This window comes from Paraburkholderia ultramafica (assembly GCF_902859915.1).
Taxonomy (GTDB): domain Bacteria; phylum Pseudomonadota; class Gammaproteobacteria; order Burkholderiales; family Burkholderiaceae; genus Paraburkholderia; species Paraburkholderia ultramafica.
Window position 1 is genome coordinate 1 of sequence record NZ_CADIKK010000002.1, and the last position, 20,900, is coordinate 20,900.

At 62.8% G+C, this 20,900-nt stretch carries 20 protein-coding genes and 3 pseudogenes; 12 read left to right on the plus strand and 11 right to left on the minus strand.

All coding sequences use genetic code 11. From position 1 onward, the window contains the following. The coding region (locus HV744_RS02000; RefSeq protein WP_246278912.1) for an ATP-binding protein at positions 1-199 on the plus strand (199 nt) is incomplete at its 5' end. 47 nt (positions 200-246) lie between these two features. On the opposite strand, the gene HV744_RS02005 is transcribed toward HV744_RS02000, so the two are convergent. Then, positions 247-1,209 (minus strand): LysR family transcriptional regulator, encoded by a 963-nt coding sequence (locus tag HV744_RS02005; RefSeq protein ID WP_175147904.1) that lies wholly within the window; start codon positions 1,207-1,209, stop codon positions 247-249. A gap of 140 nt (positions 1,210-1,349) precedes the next feature. Between HV744_RS02005 and HV744_RS02010 the strand changes: the two genes are divergently transcribed. The 6 genes and pseudogenes from HV744_RS02010 to HV744_RS02035 all read left to right on the plus strand — a co-directional run. Next, complete coding sequence (locus tag HV744_RS02010; protein WP_175147905.1) at positions 1,350-2,645, plus strand: MFS transporter; 1,296 nt, start codon at positions 1,350-1,352, stop codon at positions 2,643-2,645. 102 nt (positions 2,646-2,747) lie between these two features. Further along, positions 2,748-4,256 (plus strand): M81 family metallopeptidase, encoded by a 1,509-nt coding sequence (locus HV744_RS02015; protein WP_175147906.1) that lies wholly within the window; start codon positions 2,748-2,750, stop codon positions 4,254-4,256. Positions 4,257-4,393: 137 nt separating this feature from the next. Continuing rightward, a complete protein-coding gene (locus tag HV744_RS02020; protein ID WP_175147907.1) occupies positions 4,394-5,440 on the plus strand; it encodes an alpha/beta fold hydrolase in 1,047 nt (348 codons plus the stop codon). Positions 5,441-5,719: 279 nt separating this feature from the next. Then, the gene (locus HV744_RS02025) at positions 5,720-6,064 is read left to right on the plus strand and encodes a DUF4148 domain-containing protein (protein ID WP_175147908.1); all 345 of its coding nucleotides are present in this window, start codon (positions 5,720-5,722) and stop codon (positions 6,062-6,064) included. A gap of 82 nt (positions 6,065-6,146) precedes the next feature. Then, positions 6,147-6,926: an alpha/beta fold hydrolase gene (locus tag HV744_RS02030; RefSeq protein ID WP_175147909.1), complete on the plus strand. Its 780-nt coding sequence runs from the start codon at positions 6,147-6,149 to the stop codon at positions 6,924-6,926. 315 nt (positions 6,927-7,241) lie between these two features. Continuing rightward, positions 7,242-7,453: pseudogene (locus HV744_RS02035) on the plus strand (LysE family translocator); the annotation flags it as partial. Between the two features lie 56 nt (positions 7,454-7,509). On the opposite strand, the gene HV744_RS02040 reads toward HV744_RS02035, so the two are convergent. From HV744_RS02040 to HV744_RS02080, 8 genes and pseudogenes are all read right to left on the minus strand, one after another. After that, on the minus strand, positions 7,510-7,881 hold the full coding sequence (locus HV744_RS02040) for a hypothetical protein (RefSeq protein WP_175147910.1): 372 nt from the start codon (positions 7,879-7,881) through the stop codon (positions 7,510-7,512). 236 nt (positions 7,882-8,117) lie between these two features. After that, complete coding sequence (locus HV744_RS02045) at positions 8,118-8,360, minus strand: hypothetical protein (protein ID WP_175147903.1); 243 nt, start codon at positions 8,358-8,360, stop codon at positions 8,118-8,120. 181 nt (positions 8,361-8,541) lie between these two features. Further along, positions 8,542-8,697, minus strand: coding sequence for a DUF3309 family protein (locus HV744_RS02050; RefSeq protein ID WP_168668593.1), 156 nt, complete (start codon positions 8,695-8,697; stop codon positions 8,542-8,544). A 175-nt stretch (positions 8,698-8,872) separates the two neighbouring features. Continuing rightward, positions 8,873-9,073, minus strand: a pseudogene (locus HV744_RS02055) (MFS transporter); the annotation flags it as partial. Between the two features lie 261 nt (positions 9,074-9,334). Next, positions 9,335-10,981 carry an MFS transporter gene (locus HV744_RS02065; RefSeq protein ID WP_175147911.1) on the minus strand — a complete coding sequence of 549 codons (1,647 nt, stop codon included), beginning with the start codon at positions 10,979-10,981 and terminating at the stop codon, positions 9,335-9,337. A gap of 7 nt (positions 10,982-10,988) precedes the next feature. Beyond that, positions 10,989-11,273, minus strand: a complete 285-nt coding sequence (locus HV744_RS02070; RefSeq protein ID WP_175147912.1) for a DUF3303 domain-containing protein — start codon at positions 11,271-11,273, stop codon at positions 10,989-10,991. Between the two features lie 305 nt (positions 11,274-11,578). Then, complete coding sequence (locus HV744_RS02075) at positions 11,579-11,785, minus strand: hypothetical protein (RefSeq protein WP_175147913.1); 207 nt, start codon at positions 11,783-11,785, stop codon at positions 11,579-11,581. A 346-nt stretch (positions 11,786-12,131) separates the two neighbouring features. Then, entirely contained in the window at positions 12,132-12,350 is a 219-nt protein-coding gene (locus tag HV744_RS02080; protein ID WP_175147914.1) for a hypothetical protein, read from the minus strand. A 535-nt stretch (positions 12,351-12,885) separates the two neighbouring features. Between HV744_RS02080 and HV744_RS02085 the strand changes: the two genes are divergently transcribed. Then, positions 12,886-14,979 (plus strand): serine/threonine-protein kinase, encoded by a 2,094-nt coding sequence (locus tag HV744_RS02085; protein WP_175147915.1) that lies wholly within the window; start codon positions 12,886-12,888, stop codon positions 14,977-14,979. Positions 14,980-15,054: 75 nt separating this feature from the next. Here HV744_RS02085 and HV744_RS38390 read toward each other — a convergent pair whose 3' ends face one another. Next, positions 15,055-16,149, minus strand: a complete 1,095-nt coding sequence (locus HV744_RS38390) for a formylglycine-generating enzyme family protein (protein WP_425497672.1) — start codon at positions 16,147-16,149, stop codon at positions 15,055-15,057. 150 nt (positions 16,150-16,299) lie between these two features. Continuing rightward, positions 16,300-17,064, minus strand: a pseudogene (locus tag HV744_RS38395) (caspase family protein); the annotation flags it as partial. Between the two features lie 392 nt (positions 17,065-17,456). Here HV744_RS38395 and HV744_RS02095 point away from each other — a divergent pair. The 4 genes from HV744_RS02095 to HV744_RS02110 all read left to right on the plus strand — a co-directional run bounded on the left by HV744_RS02095 (position 17,457) and on the right by HV744_RS02110 (position 20,769). Continuing rightward, a complete protein-coding gene (locus tag HV744_RS02095) occupies positions 17,457-17,963 on the plus strand; it encodes a DUF4399 domain-containing protein (RefSeq protein WP_175147917.1) in 507 nt (168 codons plus the stop codon). 46 nt (positions 17,964-18,009) lie between these two features. Then, complete coding sequence (locus HV744_RS02100; protein ID WP_175147918.1) at positions 18,010-18,447, plus strand: DUF4399 domain-containing protein; 438 nt, start codon at positions 18,010-18,012, stop codon at positions 18,445-18,447. A 291-nt stretch (positions 18,448-18,738) separates the two neighbouring features. Next, entirely contained in the window at positions 18,739-19,020 is a 282-nt protein-coding gene (locus HV744_RS02105; protein WP_175147919.1) for a hypothetical protein, read from the plus strand. Positions 19,021-19,251: 231 nt separating this feature from the next. Next, the gene (locus HV744_RS02110) at positions 19,252-20,769 is read left to right on the plus strand and encodes an efflux transporter outer membrane subunit (RefSeq protein ID WP_425497666.1); all 1,518 of its coding nucleotides are present in this window, start codon (positions 19,252-19,254) and stop codon (positions 20,767-20,769) included. The last annotated feature ends 131 nt before the right edge of the window (positions 20,770-20,900 follow it).

Consider the following 20,900-nt stretch of genomic DNA (forward strand, 5'->3'; position numbering starts at 1 on the left):
CATCCCGGCTGAATCGCTGGACGCGGTGTTCGAGCCGTTCTACCGGCTGGAGACATCGCGCAACCGGCATACGGGCGGGACGGGGCTCGGCCTCGCGATCGCACGGCAGCTCGCGCTGGCGATGGATGCGACGCTGACGCTGCATAACCGTGCGGGCGGTGGGCTGGAAGCGAGGCTGACGCTAAGGACGCTGAGTTAGATCGCGTATTGACTGGCCGGCTATAGCGCCACATCGCTTCCGGTCCCTCAACCCTTGCTTCGTTGACGCGTCCTCCTCTTGCGCGATTCCTCCGCTTTAACCGTCGAGAACATCGGCATGCGTTCCTGAATCCATTTGAGCAACTCCAGCGGACCCGGCGCAAGCGGTCTGTCGGCTTTGACCAGCACTCGCGCCTGCGCGCCTTCAAAAAGCGGATGGGCGATCGGCACCGTCGTCAGTTCGCCGCTCGCGAGTTCACGGTACGCCGCAAACTCGCCGATCAGCGTCATGAAGTTATCCGCCGTGACAAAACGCTTCAACGCGCTTAGCGAGTTCGTCGTCATGGTCGGGCGGATCGTGATGTTCTCGGCCAACTCCGCCATCTTCACGACATGGCCGATCCCAAATGTTGGCGGCATCAGCGCGAGCGGGTATGCGCGAAGATCGTCGAGGCTCGCCGGTCCTTTTCTTCTCGCCAGCGGATGATCGCTTCTCAACAGCAGCACCACGGGTTGAAGCGAACTCGCCCGATACTCGATGCGCGGATGAGGCGGCGGGTTGTACGCCAGCCCGATATGAGCGCGGCTTTCCGCGACTTCGTCCAGGATTGCATCGACCGCCAGCATGTCCATGCCGATGTCCAGGTTCGGATATTGGGCACAGAACGGCGCCAGCACGTCGTCGACCAGCGTATCGACATAACCCTCGCTGACGGCCAGTTGAATATGCCCTTGCTGAAGGCCTTTCAGCGCATGAAGCTGGTCTTCGAACTTCTCCTGCTGCGACCGGTAGCCTCGCCAGAACTCCAACAGATGTGCCGCGGCTTCCGTAGGCTGCACACCCCGCGCCTGACGCTCGAATAGCGTCGCCCCCAGTTCGTCTTCGAGCAACTTGATCTGCCGCGTGATCACGGACGGCGACGTATTGATGCTTTCCGCGGCGCCGCGAATGCTGCCGTGCGTTAGCACCTCGTTGAAATACCGAAGGCGTGTTTGATTGATCTCTCGCATTCCATCGCTCCCGTGCGGTTGTTGCGTTGCTCACAAGGCAACGATATGTGAACTTAGTTGCTCTTGCTATCAGTGTTTTGCCCTGCCACCATCAACTCAACCCTGATGGCAGGTCCAGTGAAGGGAACCGGGAGACAAGCATGTCAGCAATCCATCCATCGACAGCCGGCGATGCCGCCTCAGCGCTCTACAGCAAGCTCAACTGGCGGCTGCTGCCGTTTCTGGTCGCCTGCTACATGTTTGCTTATCTGGATCGCGTCAACGTCGGGTTCGCCAAAATCCAGATGCAAAGCGATCTGGGTTTCTCCGACGCGGCTTACGGCGTCGGCGCCGGCATCTTCTTTCTCGGCTATGTCCTTTTCGAAGTGCCGAGCAATCTGATGCTGCCGAGAATTGGCGCACGCTTGACGTTCAGCCGGATTCTCGTGCTTTGGGGCATCACGTCGGCCTGCATGCTGTTCGTCCAGAACGTGCCAACCTTTTACGCGATGCGCTTCCTGCTCGGCGTTTTCGAAGCGGGCTTTGCTCCGGGCATGATCTATTACCTGTCGTGCTGGTATGGGCCGGCTCGCATGGCGCGTGCGATTGCGCTCGTCTTCGTGGCCGGGCCGCTCGGCGGTATCGTCGGCGGTCCGACCTCGGCATGGCTGATGACGACGCTGTCCGGCGTGTGGGGTTTGGCCGGCTGGCAGTGGATGTTCCTGGTCGAGGGAATCCCGTGCGTTGCGCTTGGCCTGCTCACGCTGCGCGTTCTGTCCGATCGGCCCGCGGACGCGGGCTGGTTGAGCGACGACGAAAAGCTGCTGCTGCAGCGCGAAACCGCGCCGGCCCAACACCGCGCACATTCATTCAAGGACGTACTGCGCAGCCCGCGCGTCTATGTACTCGCCATCGCTTACTTCTGCCTCATTTTTCCGATCTATGCGATCAGCTTCTGGCTGCCGTCTCTGCTGAAAGACCAGGGTGTCAACGACACGATCCGGCTTGGCTGGTACGTCGCGATTCCTTATGTGGCGGCCGCGCTCGGCATGTACGTCGCGGGCCGCCGCTCGGACAGAGCGGGCGAGCGCCGCTACCACTGCGCGATTCCGGCGCTCGGCGCCGCGACCTGCCTGATCGCGACGATCTTCTCCGATGGAAATTTGACGCTGACGCTCGTCGCGATGACCGCGGCAACCGCATGTCTGTGGATGGCGTACACGGTCTTCTGGGCGATTCCTTCGCAGTTGGTCGAAGGAACCGCGGCGGCGGGTGGCATCGCACTGATCAACACGGTCGGATTGTCAGGCGGATTCTGGGGGCCGGCCGTTTTCGGCTGGACCAAGACGTGGACGGGAAACATGCACTTGGGTCTCGTCGTGATGGCGTGTACGGCGACGGTGTCGGCCATTCTGATACTGACCGGCAAGCTGACGCTCGAGAAGAAGCCGGCCTGAAAGATCGTGTCCCGGTCATTGCGTGTTGCCAGATGAAAACCAACGTGTGCTGAGTTCTAGAGCCGCGAGCTGTCTTTACCATTCTTGGAGAGAGTGAAGAACATGAAAATCCTGATCGCCGGTTTCCAGCATGAAACCAATACGTTCGCACCGACCAAAGCGTCTTATACGAGTTTCATTCAAGGGGAAGGCTTCCCGCCGTTGGCACGCGGCATCGATGTCATGGCGCTGCGCGACGTCAACGTGCCGATCGGTGGATTTATCCAGGTGGCGCAGGCGAATGGCCACGAGCTGATTCCGGTGATCTGGGCCGGCGCCAGCGCTTCCGCGCATGTCACGACCGATGCGTTCGAACGCATCGGCGGCGAGATTCTCGACGCTGTGGCGAAGGGTGGATTCGATGCGATCTATCTCGACTTGCACGGCGCGATGGTGACCGAGCAGTTCGACGATGGAGAGGGCGAGATTCTGGAACGGGTGCGCCGGATCGTCGGCGACCGGATGCCGGTGGTCGTTTCGCTGGATCTTCATGCGAACGTCACCGGACGAATGCTCAAGCATGCGAGCGCGCTGGTGGCCTACCGGACCTATCCGCACGTCGATATGGCCGAAACCGGCGAACGTGCCGCGCGGATTCTCGAGCGGCTGGTGGCCGAAGACCGTCCGTTGCATTGCGCGTTTCGCCGCGCGCCGTTCCTCATTCCGGTGAACGGCATGTGTACTCTGGTCGAGCCGGCAAGCGACATGTACGGAATGCTGGCGGCGCTCGAAGCAGATCCTGTGGTGTCGTTGTCGTTTGCACCGGGTTTCCCGGCAGCCGATTTCCCCGAGTGCGGGCCGACGCTCTGGGCGTATTCGTTCAGCAAGGATGCCGCCAATCGCGCGGCCGACGCATTGTTTTCGAAGCTGGTCGGCGACGAAGCGCGCTGGGACGTGCCGTTCCTGACGCCGGACGAAGCGGCGCTCGCGGCAATCGATTTGAGTCGCACGGCAGCGAAGCCGGTGATTGTCGCCGACACGCAGGACAACCCCGGCGTGGGCGGCGATTCGAACACGATGGGCATGGTTCGGGCTCTGCTGCGCAACGGCGCAACGGATGCGGCAGTGGGCGTGATCTGGGATGCGGATGCGGCGGCGGCCGCGCATCGCGCGGGCGTCGGCGCGCGCATTTCGGTGCCGTTGGGCGGCCGTTCCGGTGTGCAAGGCGATGCGCCGCTCGAAGCCGTCTTCGAGGTCGAACACCTGTCGGATGGACGCTTCCGTTTCGATGGTCCGATGCTCAATGGCATGCAGGGCGAGCTAGGCCAGGTCGCCTGCTTGCGAATCGAGGGTGTCAGGATTGCAGTAAGCTCCATCAAGATGCAGGTGTTCGATCGCAACCTGTTCCGCGTAGCGGGTATCGAACCCGAACGGATGAGAATCCTCGTGCTCAAGAGCTCGGTTCATTTTCGCGCGGACTTCGAAGCGATTGCCGACACGATCCTCGTGGCGAAAGCGCCGGGACCGATGGCCGCCGATCCGGTCGACTTGCGCTGGGAGCGTCTGCATCCGGACATTCGCGTGCGACCGATGGGGCCATCGTTCGAATCTTTCCGCACGGTTATCCTCTGACCTTAAAATCAGCCGGCCTGCACACAGCTTGATCGCGGCCGCGCGATCGTGCGGCCGCGAGAGGTTCGGGCCTCTATTTCTTTGTGCATCAGGAGCGTGTGCATTGCGTAGCGCTCCCATCGTTAAGGAGAATAGTCATGTCGGACCAGATCAATAGCCGGCGTCGCCGCTTGCTTGGGACAACGATTGCTGGTTTCAGTTTGCTGGAGTTGGGGCTAAGCGGACTCGCCCACGCGCAGTCCGCTGAAACGACGGGCGGCGCGAAGGCGGCGACGCGCGTCCCATCGTTCGGGACCATTCGGCAGATCAACGCCGGAACGCTCAGTATCGGCTATGCGGAAGCGGGCCCGCAGAATGGGCCGGTCGTGATTCTGCTGCACGGCTGGCCTTACGATATCCACGCCTTCGCTGAAGTCACGCCATTGCTGGTGGCTGCCGGCTATCGGGTGATCGTCCCGTATCTGCGTGGTTATGGTTCGACGCGCTTCCTGTCCGCGGATACGCCCCGCAATGGTCAGCAGGCGGTGGTCGCGGTCGACATCATCGCGTTGATGGACGCGTTGAAGATCGACAAGGCGGTGCTTGGCGGCTTCGACTGGGGCGGACGCACGGTGAACATCATTGCCGCGCTGTGGCCGGAACGATGCAAGGCGATGGTGTCGGTGAGCGGCTATCTGATCGGCAGTCAGGAAGCGAACCGGGCGCCGCTGCCGCCGAAGGCGGAACTGACGTGGTGGTATCAGTTCTATTTCGCCACGGAGCGCGGCCAGGCGGGTTATGACGCGAACCGTCACGACTTCAACAAGCTGATCTGGCATACCGCATCACCGAAATGGGATTTCGACGACGCGACGTTCGAACGCTCGGCACAGTCGTTCAACAATCCGGACCATGTTGCGGTGGTGATTCACAACTATCGCTGGCGTCTGGGTCTGGTCAAAGGCGAGCCGCAATACGACGAACTGGAAAAGCGTCTGGCGATGGCGCCGACCATCGGCGTGCCGACCATCACGCTCGAAGGCGACGCGAACGGCGCGGCGCATCCCGACCCGGCTGCCTACGCGAAGAAGTTCACCGGCAAGTATCAGCACCGGAATATCAGCGGCGGCATCGGACACAACCTGCCGCAAGAGGCGCCGAAGGCATTTGCCGACGCGATCATCGACGTCGCACGCCTCGCATAACGCGTCGGTCGGACACTGACGACAAACCAGCCGCTCTGAACTCCGGAGCGGCTTTTTTGTATCGCAATGTATCCGTGCCGTACGCAGACAAACAAGCTTGCATTAACGGGGTTCACGAAAACATTCCAGATACGTCGGCGGGTTTAAATATCTACACGCAAGGTTGATTCACAACAGTGCGTTTGAATCAGGCGGGACATGACGGCTCACATCCTCAACGACGTCGCGCTCCGCCCCAGCCCTTGAACTTTCAATGCCTTTGATATCTGGAGAAACCTCATGAAACTCGTTCAATCGCTCATCGTCGCCGCGCTTGTTGCCGTTCCCGTCGTCTCGTTCGCGCAGTCGCAAGAACATTCGCTGACCCGTGCCGAGGTGCGTGCGGAATTGGTCCAACTGCAGAAGGCCGGCTACAACCCCTCTAGCGACAATACGCAGTACCCGCAGAACATCGAGGCCGCGCTGGCGCGTGTCAATGCCGATAACGGTTCGGCCGCGGCGGCATATGGCGGCGTCGCGAAGAGCAACTCGGCCTCGGGTTCACGCACGCCGATGAGTCATGCGCAGGCGAGCGGATCGGAGTCGGACGTCATCGGCCTCGGCCCGATCTACGCGCATTCGTAATCGATGTGCCGCGCTGGCCGTCCGCGTGCTTTCACACGGACGGTCGATCCAACACTGTTTCCATCCTGTCGAGACATACACAATGACCACGTTTCTAAAGAAGTGCCTCGGGTCCGCATTGCTGCTTGGTGGACTGTTCACGCTGCAGGCTTCGCACGCCGCAGCGCCTCAGGATCTGAAGGGCAGGAATGTCGTGCTCGTGCATGGCGCATTCGCCGACGGTTCGAGCTGGGACAAAGTGATTCCGTTGCTCGAAGCGCGTGGACTTCATGTGGTTGCGGTACAGAATCCGTTGAGTTCGCTGGCCGATGATGTGTCGGCGACGAAACGTGTGATCGATCAACAGCAGGGTCCGGTCATTCTGGTCGGCCATTCGTGGGGCGGCGTCGTGGTCAGCGAGGCGGGCAACGACGACAAGGTCAAGAGTCTCGTCTACGTGGCGGCTTTCGCGCCCGACAGCGGCCAGTCCATCGCCGACATGACGAAGGGCATGCCGGCGCCCGTGTGGGCGAGCGAGTTGCGCAAGGACGACGCGGGTTACCTGACGCTCTCGACGAAAGCGGTACTCGACGATTTCGCTCAGGACCTGCCGTTGCCGGAGCAACGCGTGATTGCGGCGACGCAGGCGCCGTGGGCTTCCGGCTGCATCGACGAGAAGGTCACGAAGGCGGCGTGGCATGACAAGCCGTCGTACTTCGTGATTACCGGCAAGGATCGAATGATCGATCCGAATTTGCAGCAGACGATGGCCAGGAACATCGACGCGAAGGTGACGCGGATCAACGCGAGCCACGTTGCAATGGTCAGCCAGCCCAAGGCCGTCGCCGATGCGATCATCACAGCGGCGCGAGCTGCGCACTAACGCCGGACCTGCGAGGCGGACCGGCCGGGCCGCGGGCCTCGCGCCTCGCGGTCTTGCGCGGCCACAAGCTGCCATCCGGTGTCTCGCTGCCTTCACAGGAAGGCGGCACGCGGGCGAATTCCGGCGTCACCAGCGCCGCAACGCGCACTCGCCGGGCATGGACGCATGTTCCTAACCGATGCTTGCCAGCATGATCGTCCGCACTGCCGGGTTCTCGACCCGCGTGTGTAGCGGCGCCGCGCGTCGGCAATGCAGTAACCACTCGCCCGCCGATGTCGATCCAGCTGTACGTCTCTTTTCTGCTTGCTTCTCTAGTCCTCGTCTACTCACTGGTCCGCGAATCAGCAATATCTGTTGCTGGCCGCTACGTTTGCACTGGTGTTTGCGTTGGGCGTCGCGTCGACCGCGATTTTCTCGCACCGCTTGCGCACCGTTTTGCAACGGCCGAAGCCACTGCGCGTCGTGAATCGGCTGATGTGGGCAGTTTGCTGGTCGGCATGGGCGCGCTGATGGCGGCGGTACGCTGACTCAAACCGTCGCATACCGCCGAGTTGTTGCAGAAAAACTGAAAAGCGTGGCCTGATCACCCCGGTTTGGTCGGCGTCTTGATCGCGCTCTGTACCGCGACATTGCGATAGACGTCGCGGCAAAACTGCATGCTGTCGCTATGCGTACCGTTGATGGCGGCTGTGATATGCACCGTTCCCTCGACAGGTTGAGACAGCGTCGGATTGATGAGCGCGGCGTCGATGGCGAACGGATCGGTCGGCGACGCGCGCGTGATGCCGATGCCCTTGATCGTCACGGCGAGGCAGGGGTCGGGCACGCGCGGACCGTGGCTGGCGGCGACATTGAAATTGATGTTGAGCGTCCAGAAACCCTCGTGAATATTCTGATCAATGATGATGGCCTTCACCACATCCTGGTGCGACAGTGTGTACTCATTGTTTGCCATCGGTCCCTCCTTGCTCGTACGCGATCGTTGCGCACGTGTGCAGAAATGGCATTTTGCGGACTGCTGAGATTAGTTTTACCTGCTATTTTGCGCAGTGCAAGGAGAAAAGGCTCGTGCGCCGTTACGTCGACGCAAAGGCTCTGCGCTGACGCTCGAAGGCGACGCCCAGACGCTGGCGTCGCCTTTCGTGCAGCCTCTGATTAGGGCTGCATCACAGAAAAATGACCGTCACGGGATTAATGGAAAATAAGGTACAGGATGACCAGTACGATCAACGGGACACCGAGCAGCCAGCCAATCAGGTAAGGCATGATGTGATCTCCTTTCGTATCGAAGTTTGAATACGATGGTGATCGAGCATCCGGCGTGCCCAAGGCGATCACAGAGCTTTGCGGCATGCGTCCGTTGCGCCGCCGCTTCGCCCGCGCGGGCATAGGCTCGTAATCGACGCGACCCCGGTTGGCGCGTAACTTTTCCATCGCATGCTCCAGCGTGACAACGTGCGAGGTGAAAGTGCTTCGACCGTCGAGCGCGCCGACATGACAAGGCCGCCGGATATCGATGCAGCGAACTGCACCGATATCCGGCGGCCGGCCTGGCTTTAACCTCGGTTCGACTACCGCTTCGCCATCGCTATGGAATCGAGTCGGCTCAGGTTTCCTATATCACACCGGCAACCAGCAGCACGATCACCACGATCAGGACGACACCAAGTCCACCGGTAGGACCATAGCCCCACGAACGGCTGTGCGGCCACGACGGAAACGCACCGATGAGGAGAAGAATCAGCACGATCAGAAGAATAGTTCCCAACATATCAATGACCTCCGCTGGTTGAAAAGGACCTGCCTGCACACGACAGCCACACACCGACGCGCTTTGCCGCGCGCTGCTGCGACCGCGCGAAGACAGCATCGATGTCCCTGTCGAGCAACCCGCATGCCCAACGCGAAGAGTCGAACTGGAACCGTTCTAAATCGCCGTCAGCCGATCACGCCGACACCGCACGCGCCGCGCCGATACGCGAAACAACGAGATCGGCGATGAAAGCAATCCCCAGCGCCGCCGCGCCGCAGATGAAAATCAGCGCGTAATCGTTATGCGTATGGGAAAACAGAAACGAGTACCCATAGCCGCCGAGCGCCTGGAACAGCGCGAAGGCCGTCGTCGCGCGGCTCCATGCGGCCCGCTGAGGCGGTGGCAGAGCAGGCAAGCCGAGCAGCTTCAACGCCGGCGACACCGCGCCGCAAAGCAGCGCGTATTGCGGCATGACTCGCGCAAGAACGCGAATGCCGATCAGCGTGGCGAGCAGATGCGAGGCGGCGTCTTCCGCTGGAACGACCGCGGCGATTTCGCCGCTCCGCTGTGCCGCGACCAGGCCCCGGTGGAAAAACGCGCGGATTTCGCCGATCTCGGTGGCGACGGTTTCGCGGAATGCTTCGTCATCCGCCGCCTACAGCCCGCTGCGGTGTGGCGGGAGCGGCTTGTCGGGCGCTTGTCCGTCCGCCGCGGCGTCGGTTTCCAGATAGCCGACCTGCACCGGCGGCACGAACCACGCGAGGCAGAGCCCGACCAGCGCGGCGGCGCCCGCGACCAGAATGCCGATGTGGATCGACTGCACGAGCGCTTCGCGCGCGGAATGCATCATCGCGTCGCCGGCTTGGCCGGCACTCACCAGACGGTTGATCAGCGCGGCCTGTTCCGCGCGGTCCACCAGCAGTTCGGGACTGGCGAATGATTTGAACCACTGCGTCGCCTGATACGAATCGAGCGAGCGATGCACGCCGCGCGAGTAGAGATGGCCGAGCAGCGCGCCAGTCATCACGGTGCCGAGCATCCCGCCGAAGGTACGCAGCGATTGGAGCAGCGCGGTGGCCGCGCCGACGTGATCGCGTGTGGCGATCTGTTGCGAACAGACGGTCAGGCTGGTGGCGACCAGACCGAGTCCGAGCCCGCTCATGGCCATGCATGACAGCCACACCAGATGCGGTTCCGTGCCGCGCAGCACGACCACGCTCAGGCACGCGAGCGCGGACAGCGCAAAACCGACATACATGATGCCGTTGGCGCGCTTGATCCGTGTGACGATACGATTGTTGATCACGCTGCCGACGGTCGTGCCGAGCAGCAGCGGCGTGATCAGCATGCCGGAGTCGTGCGCGGACATCGCGTAGCCGCCTTGAAACAGCAGCGGCACATAGAACACCAGCGAAAACAGCGCGAAGCCGCCGAGCACCGACATCGCGAAGAGCGCGGCCAGCTTGCGGTTCATCAGCATGTCCACCGGCACGATCGGATCGCCGACGCGCCGCTCCCAGAGCCAGAGTATCGACGTGCAACTGGCCACCAGCACGGCTAACGCGATGGTCGTCCGATCGACGCCGCGTCTCGGAAACTCTTCGATCAGCACCTGCACCGCGCCGAACGTGAGTGCGAGCACGCCCGCGCCGAGCCAGTCGAGCCGCACGGGGCCCTTGCGCCGCAGATGGTGCAGTGGCGGCAGAAAGCGCAGCACGAACAGCAACGAGACGACGCCGATCGGCACGTTGACGAAGAACACCAGCCGCCAGCCGCCGTATTGCGTCAGCATGCCGCCGAGCGTCGGCCCCACCATATTGGCGACGCCGAACGAGGACGTGACGAACACCAGCCAGCGCAGCCGCAGTCTTGGACTGGGGAACAGATCGGCGACGGTGGCGAACACCGTGCCGATCAGAATGCCGCCGCCGATCCCTTGCAGGCCGCGCGAAATCACCAGCGCAAGCATGCTGCCGGCGAGTCCGCACAACACCGACGCACCGGTGAACAACAGGATCGCGGCGATCAGAAACGGCTTGCGGCCGAACAGATCGCCGAGCCGCCCGAAAATCGGAATCGTGATGACGGAGGCCAGCATGTACGCGGTGGCGACCCACGCGTACAGGTCGAAGCCTCTCAAGTCCGCGACGATGCGCGGCAACGCGGTGCCGACGATGGTTTGATCCAGCGCCACCAGCATCGCGACGAAGGCGATGCCGAGCATGGCCAGCAGCGATTCGCGAAACGGCAGCAATTGTCCGCTGGGTGTGCTTGGATCAGGCTTGACGACCCCAGCCGTCATAGCAGGCTTATTGGCGGGCCGCCTGATATTTTCCGACCGCGGCGCCCAGGTCTTCGTCGGTCATTGCCGGGAAGACGCTCATCGTCAGCAGGTCGCCCCAATCGAGCGTCAGCGCCGCCATGGCCTGCGGGTCGTCCGACTCGACGATCGCAACGCCGTGCAGTCCGCCGATTGCATGCCAGCGCCCCAGCAATTTGACACCCTCTGGCGTCTGGCCGCCCGTTTTCATGAAGCGTTCGATGACGGCATTCTCAGCGGTCGGCAGACCGCTCCACTGCACGATGAATTTCATTGCGCGTCTCCAATCCGAATTGGCGATGCTGGCTCGTGGCGCGCCGCGATCGTCGCTTGTGGTGTGCGATGCGTCGATTGCCGCGCGTCGCGAGCACTGCTGCGCCATCGAGCTGTCCGGATAGCGTGAACTATTGGCCGGACGGCAGGTATAAAACCACGTGGCGTCCTAAGCATCATAGGTGAGCGCGTGGCGCACGGCGTCGCCGCGAGCGGACATTCACCAGGCCAATTGAACCGGCACCCCTTTCGCGGGGAATACGTGAATGGGGCGCCGCGTTTCCAATTGCGGACATCTCGCGCGTCCTACAAATAGGGCCCACTAATGCGGCCTTCGAAGATGGCTGTGTTGATGTCCCAGTCGTCGACGTGGCCCGCGGCGCCATTGTCCACGGTGACGGCCACGGAACGGCCGCCGCGCAGTGCCTTCATCTGTTCGGCGGTGAGCGTCACTTCGTCATGTGCGTGATCCGCGCGACGCGGCAGGTCTTTGACAGCGACAGTGGATTTCATGGCAAACCTCTTTGCAGTAGGCGAGCGCGCACGGTGCGGCGCTCAGCTGTGCTTTTGCAAGGGATATGCCAATGCGCGCGGGACTTGCGCAGAAAAACCGCGGGTGGTCGTGACGCAAGTGCTGGCAAGGATGTGTGCCGCAAGTTGGCCGGAGATCACGCGCGATCCGCTTAAAGCCGGACTGACGTGTTCGGGCCGGCCCCACGAATTGCGTTCGAATGGTTGGGTGGCGGCGCAGCTTCAGGCGACACGAGCGGTGACACAGGCGACGATGCAAACGATGACCCAAACGCAAACGGCACGCGTGTCTGGCGCGTGCCGTTGCAATGACTATCCGGATTCGGCTCTAACCGCGTTGCCGGTTGCGCAGCATGGCCGCATCGGCGATCGCCCGATGGGCGGCGGGAAAGCCGGGCGGATATTCGACGACGCGCGCCGAAACCGGCACCAGCGGCGCGGCCATACTCGAGCGTACCCCGACGCGCGCGCCGCCGACAATGGCGGCCATCGCCTGGCGGTCGAGTTCGACGCTGTCGGCCAGGTCCTTGATGATGAGCTTTGGCATGGCGGCTCCAGAAAAGAAATCGGGCGGCCGGCCCATCAACTGGTCCGGCCGCCGCTCGTGTGTGTCGATCTGTGTGCAGAGGTCTCGTCGCACTATCAGTATAGGAAATCTGTTCGCAGCTTGCCTGTCTGTGACGACGTGGCGGCAGTCGAGGAACCCCTGTTCCCGCGCTCGAGTATTTCTAATGCACGGTCTGCGCCACTTCTATTCAAGGTTCCTGATAAAGTTGATGCAGACTTGCCACACAAGGCTTGCGCGTCTCGCCGGGAGATTGGCGGCGCAGTAACGGTGCGCTTCATCGGTGCGCGAGCGGTTGCGTATGCCCGACACGCGAGCGCATGCGGTTGGACGCCGCGCGACACCCGCACGCCGCGTACGCCGTACCCGGCGCGGGCCAATCCTGGTTTGCGAAAGCGCGGGCCGGGAGCTAGTATCGAAGCGGCACATGTAACTGGTTACGACAAGATTTCTATCAGCCCGCGTGGCTTCGGTCGCATGCGATCCGGCCCAACGGCAGCGGCGGCGCTTCGCACAAATGGCTAGCCTTGCGCGTGTGATTCACGACTTTCAGACCGGCGAGCTCTCCCGTGACGAGTTCGTCGCTCAACTCGACAGTACGTTGACGACCGAAGGACTCGGTCCCGCGCAGCTGCTGGAGATGCTCGGCGCCGCGCATCGTAAAACGCCGTTGCCCGACGATCTCTACGTGGAAGTGCGGCGGCGCATCGAGCAGTTGCGCGTGTCGAACGTGGCGGCGGGTGGCGAGGAAACCGGCATCCAGACCACGGTGGAGATTCCATCGGTGCGCTCCGCAAGCGCGGGTAACGCGGGCAGTGCGGGCGACGCCGCCAACGCGGAAAATGCCGCCGGACACGATCAGATCAAAGGCACCGGCGACACGCTGAACAACCGTTTCGTCCTCGAGGAATGTCTCGGCGTCGGCGGCATGGGCACGGTCTACAAGGCGCTCGATCTGCGCAAGCTCGAGGCGTCGGATCGCAAGCCGTATCTCGCGATCAAGGTGCTCAACGTCCAGTTTCGCGGCAATCCGAATTCGCTCGTCGCACTGCAACGCGAGGCGCGCAAGGCGCAGGTGCTCGCGCATCGCAACATCATCACGGTGTACGACTTCGACCGCGACGGGCCGATCGTCTATCTGACGATGGAGTACCTGAGCGGCAAGCCGCTCAGCCAGCTGCTGCGCACACCTGGCTATCAGGGCATGCCGGTGCGCGCGGCGCTGCCGATCGTGCGCGGCATGAGCGCCGCGCTCGCGTACGCGCATGAGCGCGGCTTCGTCCATTGCGACTTCAAGCCCGCCAACGTGTTTCTGACCACCAATGCCGAAGTGAAAGTGATCGACTTCGGCATTGCGCGCGTGTTCCAGCGGCCGGAAGAGGAGAGCGACGCGACCGTCTTCGATCCGGGCAGCCTCGGTGCGTTGACGCCCGCGTATGCGAGTCCGGAGATGATCGAGCATCGCGAGCCGGACCCGCGCGACGATATCTATGCGCTCGGCTGCATCACCTACGAGTTGCTGACCGGTCACCATCCGTTCGATCGCCTGTCGGCGACCCAGGCGCGCAACGCGGACTTCAAGGCGCAGCGGCCGCCGAATCTCGATGCGAGGCAGTGGCGCGCGTTGCGGGCCGCGCTGTCGTTCGATCGCAGCACGCGCATGCCGAGCGTGGTGCGCTTCATCGCCGAGTTCGACAACGAGGCGCGCGCGGAGAAGTCGGGCACGTTGGCGAAGGTCGGGCTCGCGAGTTTTGCCGTGGTGTGCGCGGCGGCGGTCGGCGTGTTCGTGCTGAGGTCGGCGCCGACCCGGCAGGGCGGCGGGCCGACGGAGGTAGGCGCTTCGCAGCCGTTGGCGGATCGGGCGAATGGAGCGTCGACACCCATCGCAACATCACCCCCGCCACCCTCCAGGCCACCTTCAGCGCCCAAACCCGCACTGACGCTGGCCGCGATCACACCCGTGCTGGCGCAAGTGCCGTGTTCGGCGCTATCCGCTGCCGTGCAGGATCACTCGTTGACGGTGCGCGGCTTCGTTTCGCAGCACTACGGCGCGGGGCGTCTGAAGGATACGCTGGCGGCGCTGCCAGGCGTCGATACGCTGACGCTCGAAGTCGAGCCGCTCGCCGACGACAAGTGCGACACCGTCAAGGCGCTCGCGCCGTATTGGGTTCGCAACTGGCAAGCCGGCCGAGTGGCGGCTTTGCATGTGCGGCCGCCCGGCGGTCAGCTGAGCGAGGGTGACCCGTTGGTGGTCGACGTGACCACGCCGGGCCACGACTCCTATGTGAATCTCGACTACTACCAGCTCGACGGCAGTGTCGTGCATATGGTGCCGAGCCCGCGCGCGAAGGACAATCAGGCGCCGCCGAACTATGCGGCCACGATCGGCAGCGCCGGCGACTGGATCATTTCAAAGCCGTTCGGAGCGGAGATGGTGGTGCTGCTGATTACACCCGCGCCGCTATTCGACAAGCTGCGTCCGGAAAGCGAATCGCGCGCCGACTATCTGCACGCGCTCGACACGCGGCTTGCGCAAATCCGCGGCAAATACGGTCAGGATCGCATCGTCGCCGATTTCGCGCCGATCACCACGAAGCCACGCGCGCCTTGAGCGAACGCAGTGCCTGGCTTGCAAAGCCTGGTTAGGGCTGTATGAGTCGATCCTGAACCGGCTGCGAAGCGTGCATCACTTGAGATCTTTGACGACCCGAAAGCCATCCTGCGATTGGCGTACGCCCGCGCTGTACTTGAAGCGCGTTGCGGTGAGCATGTAGCTTGCGCCTTCGCGCCATGAGCCGCCCCGGATCACACGCATTTCGCAGCCAGGGCTGTCCCATGCGTGGCCGTCGATGGGCGCGCCCTGGTAGTTGTTGTGCCAGCAGTCGGCGGTCCATTCCCACACGCTGCCGTTCATGTCGTACAGGCCGAGCGGATTCGGCGCGAACGAACCGACTGATTCCGGCCCTTCCTTGTGCCACGGATCGCCGCAGTCCTTGCAATTGGCGTTGCCCTTGCGCATCTGCTCGCCCCACCAGTAGGCGGTCGTGGTGCCGCCTCGGTCCGCGTATTCCCATTCCGCTTCGGTGGGCAGGCGGTATGGCTTTCCGGTGACTTTGCTGAGCCATTGCACGTACTGCTGCGCGTCGTCCCAACTCAGGTCGCGCGCCGGTGCGGCCTTGTTGGTATTGCTTTCCGGCGTCAGCTTTTGACAGGCGTTGGCGGCGACGCACGCGTTCCATTGCTCGACCGTCACCTCATATTTGCCGATCGCGAACGGTGCGCCGATGCTCACGTGATGGACCGGCTTTTCGGATGGATCGTCGGTGCTGCTGCCCATCGCGAACGAGCCAGCAGGCACGGGGACCATGATCGGGCAGGTGGCGCAGTCGCGATTTTCACCGGCGCTGGGTGGGTGCGTGACGGCGGGCTTTGGTGCGACTGCCGCGGCGGGCGGGGCAGCGGGTGCCGCAGCGCCTGGCGCCGGCGTCGGCACCGCGTGCGGGTGCTCTTGCGCGGGCGCGCTGGCTGGCGCGGCGGGTCGTGCGGCTTGCTGCGCGGGTGCCACCGGTGGCGGTGCAGCCGCCGCAGGCGCGCTCGCCGTCGCGGCCGCCCGCAGACGATCGATGCGCGCATGAGCGAGCGTCGCAAAGCGCCCGTTCGGATAGGCCTTCAGATACGCCTCGTAATCGGCCGGGTAGTTGCTGTCCTTGATCGAATTCCAGAACGTGATTTCGTATTGCTCGCTGCTGTCTTTCGGAAGGATGCCTCTGCTGTGCAGCATGACGACCGGATCGTCGTGGACGGCCCACGCGAGCGACGCAGTCGGGTCACGATTAGCGGCTCCGCTCAGGCGAGAGGACGGAGAAAGCGGCGCAGCAATCCACGGTTGTTGCTCATCGCCGGTCGCCTCGCGAACTTGCGCGGCGACACGCTGAAACAGGCTGTCCAGCGTTTGCGACGGCGCGCTCTTCAGCGCGTGCAGCAGTGCGTTGGTGTAAACGCCATGGCGCGCGCCATCCGCGGCAAAGCCACCGGGTGCGGCTGCATAGGCGATCACGGTGCCGGCTGACGGCGCTGGCGAATCTGTCGTCGCGTCAGGCGAGAACGGATCGTTCAGGCACGTATCGAGGATCACGAGATCGAGTCGGCCAGCACGCGGCGCGCGCATTGCCTGCAACACGGCCTTCAAATCGACGCCGCTGCTCACCAGCGACGCCGGCAAGCGTGCATCGAGTCCGGCGGGCATGAGCAGCGTCTGCCGGCCAATTTGCATCCCGTGTCCTGCGAAATAGAAGAGACCGACGCCGCTCGCGCCCAAACGCTGATGGAATTCGCCGATCGCCTGCTGCATGTCTTGCGGCGTCGCATTCGTGCGCGTGATGACGTCGAAGCCGAGTGCGCGGAGCGTGTCGCCCATTGCTTCGGCGTCGCGCGGCGCGTTATTGCGGAGCGGGTCCGTGAGATTGCCATACGCGCCGTTGCCGATCACGAGCGCGATACGTGGAGAAAGCGCGCGTGGAGAGAGCGCGTCGCCGCGTGATGGCGTGAATGGCGAGATCACGGCCCCCGTCACAGCCGCCGCATTCGTACCCGTTGCAGGAGTCGCAGTGGTCGCATGAGTCGCGCCCCGCTGCGCGTCTTCACGTTGCGCCGCGGCACAAGCACTGCCCCATGGCGCCTGGATTGCCCCGGCCATGCACACCAGCAGGAATATTCGCCACACTTTCACTTCCTGTTTGTAGCGGACAGAACTTAGGCATTCGAGCACCGCGCCGCTCGCAACATTCGCTGGAGCAATTCGGGCGAAGCATCGATGCCGCTATCGAACATCCATCTGCAACCTGTTAATAACGATAGCACGCGCTTTGCGCGTCACAACTGTCCGTGTCTCCTCAATGCGTCATACGGTTAACGAGCGTCGCGTATCTTTTTGGCAAGTTACGTCCTAAGCTAATTCACAAAGTAACGCCGCACAGTCGTTTTAAGTAGGCGGCCGTCCCGTCACTCGCGCCCGCGATATCCAGCCGGAACGTTCGGCCTGCCTTGCGCGGCCGAGGCGGCCACGACCACTCTTCGGGAGAGTGCGCTATGCGAAGAAGAACCCTCACCCCCGTTGCTTTCGACAGCCGTCATCGAGCGAATGCGCGCTTCGGCGCGTTGCGCACGGCCGTGTGCGCGACGCTGTTCGTGGTGCTCGGCAGCATGGCGCCGGCCGGCTCCGCGCTGGCTGCACAGACGGCATCGCCGCCTGGCGCCGAGGAATACATCATCTGGCCGCCCGATGGCGCGGTGATTCACGGCGGCAAGCTGTGGGTGCGCATGGGCCTGCGCAACATGGGCGTGTGCCCGAAGGGCGTCGCGTTTCCGAACACCGGCCATCACCATCTGCTGATCGACACCGACCTGCCGCCGCTCGACCAGGAGATTCCATCGGATCGCAATCACCTGCACTTCGGCGCGGGTGAAACGGACGCGCGTATCGAGTTGCCGCCGGGCCAGCACACGTTGCAGCTGATTCTCGGCGACCACAACCACGTGCCGCACGTGCCGCCCGTGTACTCGAAAAAGATCACCATTACCGTGAAAAAAGACTAGCGCGATCCGTGAGTGCAAAGCGGGTCCGTCAGGACGGAGAGATCTCATGTACAAGATCATTGCGGTCGCGGCGCTTGTGACATCGGCGGCATTGGCGGGCGCGCCGGAATTCGCCATGGCCGGCACGACACCGGCGCCGCCCGGCGCGTATGCCTATATCGGCTATCCGAACGATGGCCAGGTGGTGGCCGCCAACAAGCCCTTCAAGGTGTGGTTCGGTTTGCGCTTCATGGGCGTGGCGCCGAAAGGCGTCAAGTATCCGAATACCGGCCACCACCATCTTCTGATCGACACCGACTTGCCGCCGATGGACCAGGAAATTCCGTCGGACCGCAACCATCTGCACTTCGGCGCGGGCGAAACGGAGACCACGATTCAATTGCCGCCGGGCAAGCACACGCTGCAGCTGTTGATGGGCGACGACATGCATATTCCGCACAATCCGCCGGTGTACTCGAAGAAGATCACGGTCATTGCGCGCTGAGAGCGCGCGCGTCGCACACCTCGCACATCGCGCGGGTCGGTGTCACGATGCAGCCAACAACTTCACGCCGTCTGTTGGCTGCAATCCACCATCCCCAGCTTGCCGTCGCTTCGCTGTCATTGCGGAGCGCACGATAGATCATCCGCAAGGCCCTTTATCTACAGCGTTTCTGGATCTCTCTCAGGATCGGAAAGCAATCCTGGCACAGCCCATGCGTTAGTGACACTCGAGCAGACAAGTTGCTCGAACCAACCACAAGACTGTGCAGGTTTTCTTCCCAGGAGATTGACCATGAACACGCTGACTCTCAAAGACCTGTCCGTCACCGAACAACTCGACAGCAAGGTCATGCGCACCGTGCGCGGCGGCGCCGGTAACGACTTTATGCCCCCGCTGTACTTCAACTTCATGCCGATGTATGCGCCGAACAACAGCAGGACCGTCTACGCGAGTCAGCTGATCAGCACGACGATGAACATTCAGAACGGCAACAACACAGCGTTCGTCACGGGTGCCACGAACACGTTCAACCCGCATGTGAGCTCGAGCAATAACATCTACATGCCCAACTGAGCGGCGCAGACCAACGCGGAGGCCCGACAGCCTCCGCGGGCTCCCCCCGCATTGGCTGGTTACTCAAAAAGATTTCCAATTCGATCGTTCTTGTCACGCACCTCCTCGCGTCACCGCCCGATCCCCGCGCCGACCTTCTTGCCCCGCTTCGATGGTGAAGCCGCGCAGGAGATGCTTTACTTAAAGGTGCGTCCTCTTCGTGCAGCGAATTGGGTGTCATCGGAGACAATCGTGTCAGCGTTGCTTGATTCATGGGTCCGTCAGCGCTTTTTCTTCACGGCATCGGCGCAGCACGGCGGCGCAATTCAGCCGGCACACGCGAGCGCCCGGCGTCACGTCGGCGCTGCGATGCGCGGCGTCTGCGCGGCCACGGTATGCGCGCTGTCGCTGTGCGCGTGCGTCGACGTCAGCATGCCCGACTACAAGCGCCCCGACACGCCCGCCAAAGCGTCGTGGTCGGATCAGAAAGGCGCGAGCGTGTCGGCTGCCGCGACCATCGAGCCCGATTGGTGGAAAGGCTTCCACGATCCGTATCTGGACGCGCTGATCGCCAAAGCGATTGGCGGCAACTTCGACATCCGGGTGCTGGCCGCGCGTATCGAAGTCGCCCGCACGCAGATCAGCGAAGCCAAAGCGGGTGCGTTGCCGACCATGGATCTCGGCGCCGGCGCCGATTTCGAAAAGACCACGGGTCAGACCTTCTCCAAGCAGTACAACGTCGCGGCCCAGGTGAACTGGGACATCGATATCTGGGGCAAAGTCGAAAAAGGCGTGCAGGCGCAAAAGGCCGAATTTCACGCCAGCGAAGCGGATTGGCGCGCCGGATATCTCGAACTGGTGGCGAACGTCTCCAGCACCTACTTCCAGATTCTGCAATTCGACGATCAGATCGATCAGCAGCAGAAAACGCTCGTCACGAACCAACAGATCCTCACGATCTACGACGGCCAGCGCCGCAGCGGCCTCATCCCGCAAACGCAGGTGCTGCGCCAGCAGGCGGAAATCAACCGCCTGACGAATCAGTTGCTCGAACTGCGCCGCTCGCGCGCGCTCGCCAATAACGCGCTGTGTACGCTGATCGGCGTGCCCGCAGGCGAGTTTCAATTGCCCCAGGGCCATTTGCAGGAGCGCGTGCAACTGCCGGTGGTGCCGGAAGGCTTGCCCGCGCAACTGCTCGCGCGGCGTCCCGACGTGGTGGCGGCGGAGTTCCGAGTGCTGGAGGCCTACAACCTCGTCGGCCAGGCCAAGCTTGCTCAATTGCCGACCATCAGCCTGACCGCGCACGCCGGCACCGCGAGTTTCGCGCTGACCGACCTGCTGAAATCGTTCACGTACGGCTTCATGCCGAGTATCAACATTCCGTTGCTCGATCCCGGCGTGCGGGCGCACGTGCAGGTGACCAAGGCGCAATCGACGGTGGCCGAGCAGCAGTATCGCGTGGCCGTGATGGGCGCGTTCGAGGAAGTGGAGAACGCGCTGGTCAATCTGAGTTCACACAAGGCGCAGCGCGTGGAACTGCAACAGCAGGTGGCGCGCCTGCAAATCGTCGCCGATCAGATTCAATCGCAATTGCGCCTTGGGGTGGTGTCGCAACTGGAAGTTTTCGAAACTGAACGGACCTTGCTTGAAGCGCAGCTGGATCTGCTCGCCAACCATCAACTGATTCTGTCCGACACGGTGTTCCTCTATAAGGCGCTGGGCGGCGGCTGGCCGAGCGTCGACGTACAGGCGGAAGTAAAGGAGCACTGAGCTAATCCGCAAGGTGGCGCGCAGCGGGGGTATTTCGGCTGTAGATGATGCGTTGCCTGCCTTCATGACCGATGATCTGAAAATTGACACTCGCCATGCGTGACTTACAATCCTTAAGGAGCCTGCTTTTA